Annotated in this window: 3 protein-coding genes; all 3 read left to right on the forward strand. The window is 25.6% G+C overall.

The window, feature by feature from the left end; genetic code table 4:
* Positions 1-1,240, forward strand: a 1,240-nt coding sequence (locus tag BCF89_RS08715; RefSeq protein ID WP_111518921.1) for a hypothetical protein, incomplete at its 5' end; no start/stop codon positions are given.
* A gap of 109 nt (positions 1,241-1,349) precedes the next feature.
* Entirely contained in the window at positions 1,350-3,266 is a 1,917-nt protein-coding gene (locus BCF89_RS08720; protein ID WP_277870063.1) for a type IV secretory system conjugative DNA transfer family protein, read from the forward strand.
* A complete protein-coding gene (locus BCF89_RS08725) occupies positions 3,244-4,107 on the forward strand; it encodes an Mbov_0389 family ICE element HExxH motif-containing protein (protein WP_170108363.1) in 864 nt (287 codons plus the stop codon). The genes BCF89_RS08720 and BCF89_RS08725 overlap by 23 nt, the downstream gene beginning before the upstream one ends.
* The last annotated feature ends 42 nt before the right edge of the window (positions 4,108-4,149 follow it).

Raw genomic sequence — 4,149 nt, forward strand, 5'->3', positions numbered from 1 at the left:
TTTTATAGATTATATAAGTCGTCCAAGTGCTGTATATGTTCAAGATATAGATGATGATCGAAATTCATTAATAAACCAAATGGAAATAAAAAAAATGAATTTTGTTGAGTTTATAAATTCACGAACATTATCTAAACAACAAATAACTAAAGAATTAAAAGATTTAGAAAATAAAAGTGGATTACATTTACTTTTTAATAAAGAACCTAAGGATATAGATCTAGAAATTGCTAAAAAGCAATTTGAAAAAATTAATAAGAATCAACATATTTGAGAAATGATTATTAATCCAGGAGATCTAGGTATCAAAAATAAAATGCTTGATAAGAATGAATGAAATGAGATTTTAAATAAAACAATGCGTAATTTACTTAGGGCAAATAATTTAGATCCGAATAACATAATCGGATATTGAGCATTACATTCAAACACTAACTATCCCCATGTTCATCTTGGTTTTTTTGAAAAATTACCTAATCATATTAATAAATATCGCCCTAAAGGTAAATTTGATCAAAAGACATTAAAAAAATTTCAATTTGCTTTTGAAAATGCAATTAATGAGCAAAGAGATTATAAAGAATTATTTGACTTAAAAAACAGTATTTGAAATGATCGCAAAGAGTTTAAAAATTTATTTATCAATACTTTAAATGAAAATAATAAAACTAATAGCGAAATTGAATTTAGTTTTAGTAATAATGATTTAAGAATTCTAAATGCACTAAAAACTATAAGAGATTTTTATAAGAATCAAAAAAACAAAAGTTATGCTGTCTCAAAAGATAATGATGAAGTTAGAGAAGCAATTAATGAAATTTATGCAATAAAAATTGCTTCTAATATAGAACTTAAAGAAAAACTCGATGCTTATAATAATCAAATTAACAAGATTACTAATACTAGTTTTGAAGACAAAGAAACTAATTTACTAAAAGATGAATTTATTAATAAAGAAAAAGATGAATTTGAAAGACAAATAGGAAATGCAATTATAAAGAATTGTTTAAAGACAAATTTAGATGAGATTTATAAAGAAAAAAAACTTGATACTTATTCTTATATTGCAAATAATGATATTTATAAAGATGAAACTTTTGAAGGTATTTTAAATAATCTAAAGAAATTAAAAAACAACTTAGATTTTGAACTAAATAGGATTTTATGGATGCGTAAATTTGAAGCACTAAAGGCATATAGAAAAAATATTAGTACTGTAAAGGCAAAAATAATTTTGTAGAATGAGTACTAATAAAAAATATACGCATACTAAAATACAAAAATTTCTAATTTATACATTTCTATTTGTAGTATGACCTAGTCTTTGTATCTTTATACTTCCACTAATCATGTATTTTATTCAAACAAAAAGTGGTGAGATTTTTGGACATTGAATAAAAGGCAATCGGAACTTCTTATATGACATTTTAAATTTTTGAGAAACTAATTCAAATTATCGTAATTATTCCTTTTTAATCTTGTTTTTAGCAATTCCTATCTTTTGAATTTTGCTAAATTACAAAGTACTTTATAACAGGATTATTTACAAAATTAAAAATAAAAATAATCTTGATTCAAATAGCAATTGAATATATAACCAATTTACAAATGAAGGTAGTTTTAAGGTCTTAAGAAAAAAATTTAGAGCAGGGAAAGCGAACTTTATTTTAGGTAAGGTTAAAAAACAATTTTGAAATAATCCTTATATTGTCAATAATACTGATGCACACGGAATAGTTATAGGAATTCCTGGAAGTAAAAAAACTGAAAAGATTGTTATTCCTGGAATTGTTTACAATGCAAATTTAAAGGACAATGAAAAACCTAATCTAGTAATTAGTGACCCTAAAAAACAAATTTTAAAAAGAACAGGGAAAATTCTTAAGGAAAATGGGTACGAAATAAAAGTATTTGATTTTATTGATGTTAAAAATTCCTTAAATTGAAACCCTTTGCAAACAATTTGAGATGAAGTTCATAGTGTACCTAAGAATGAGTTAGATGAGAATAATTACAATAAAGCATTTGAAAAAATTATTGAAATTGTGGATGCGCTACCTTGACCAACGAGTAGAGATATTTTTTGAGTTAATCAAGCAAAAACAGTTGCAGTTACAGTAATTAAATTCTTATTGCTTTATAGTTTAGAAAATAAGGATTTTACAATTGATTTCTTTAATTTTAAAAATGTCGCAACATTTGCTTCTTCTCAAGTATTTAAAAGTGGTAAATGGGTAGAAATTACTAAAAAAAATAAAGAAAAAAATAAATATTGGTCGCAACTTAGAAATGAACAAGATGCATTGGTAAATATCGCTGATCAAACACTATCTGGTTTTTTAGCAAATTTAGCAAATGTTTTATTACCTTTTAGTCAAAACCCAGTAGTTTCTAAAATTACTTCTAAAACTTCAATAAGCATTAAAGACATTGTACAATCTGAAAAACCTTATGTAATCTTCCTTTGTTTCCCAGATCATAAGCAAGTCTTTAATTTCCTAATAAGTATGTTAGTAACCCAAATTTATCGTGATGCTATTGACTATGCTAATTTACTACCTAAACAAAAACTACCTAAAATGCTTCAGTTTTATTTAGAAGAGTTTAACTCCTTAATGCTACCGTCGGTTGCTGATTGAATGGCAATTAGTCGAAGTAGAAATATTCTTTTTTTACTAATCATCCAATCCTACGAACAACTAAAAAAATACGACGAAAAAGGAAGGGATGCTTCTGCAATTACTGCGCAAGCAAGACTAACAATCCTATTGGAAACCAACTCAGATGAAACGCTTAAGTCATTGTCTACAACCCTAGGAGATAAGGAAGTTAAAAAAGAAAGTATTTCTCAACAAACAGGAACTGATAAGCAAACCATTTCAACAAGTGAACAAAAGGAACCTGTAATGAGTATTTCTGCCCTTAAGTACAAAGATAAGGATATGACAATTATATCATCAGGTGGAAGCAAACCGATTGCTCTAAATTTAATTCCTGCTTATGAGTATTTAAAGGATGATTCATATGTACATCAATTATCAAATGAACTAGAACAAGAAACCTATAGTGATTGAGATTTCTTTAAGATGGAAAAAATGAACCTTTTAAAAGAACCAAAATTATCAATTAAAGAGATTTTTAATGAAGCAATTAATGAAGAAAGCAAGAAATTTAAACTAAGACAAATTAACTTTAAACAATTTGAAACTTACAACTGTTACAACACATTCTTAAAAGAAACTAATGAAGAATCTAAGGATGAATAAAGATATGGAAAATAAGATTAGAAGTACTGATATTGAGTTCATTTTAAAAAATACAATCAAAAATATTAATGAATTATTTTCAAAGGATTTAAAACTAAAGGATTTTCTTGCGTTTAGTTCAAGAATAAGGCCGCAGTTATCTTTATTAAACTTAAGATACCTTTATTACAAACAAAATTCAATAAATGAAGAATTAGAAAACAATGAGAAAGTTTCTTTTAGTGAGATTAAAACGTTTCAGCAGTGAAGAAATTTAAATGCTTTTGTTAAACCAAATGGAAAGTATCTATATATCTTTAGTCCTTTATTAAACAAAGAGTCTAATGAAATTTCTTTTAGTGTAATTCCTGTATTTGATGTCTCATCCACAAACCATATAAAAAAACCTTTAAAAAAATATGATAAAGAAACCTTTAATAAAAGAATATTAGACCTTTGGAATGGATGAAATATTATGTGAGTAACATCTAATGAGATTAAAGACCATAAATTAATCCTTAATAAACTAGATAGAACCATTTTTATCAATGAAAAATATCAAAATGGAGATGAAAACTATTTGTTAATTCATGAATTTTGCCACGAATTAGCGAATCATGAAGTCGCGGATCGAAAAGATCTATTAAAGGAATTTATTGTAGTCAAAGCATGTGAAATGTGCTATAGTGCATTAAATTTTGAAAGCATGGAAAAATGCCCAAGGTATGAAAATTACGAAGTTTTAGAAGTCCTAAAACAATTAAGCAATAAACAAAAATATAAATTACTCGACGACATTTTGGACTTAGGTTATAAACTCATTAACTACTTAGAAATTAAGGAAACTAATGATGAAAAATAAATTAGTTTTGTGATTTCTTTTTGATGATGGCAATTGTTCTTA

The organism is Metamycoplasma auris, from assembly GCF_003253435.1.
Lineage (GTDB): Bacteria > Bacillota_I > Bacilli_A > Mycoplasmatales > Metamycoplasmataceae > Metamycoplasma > Metamycoplasma auris.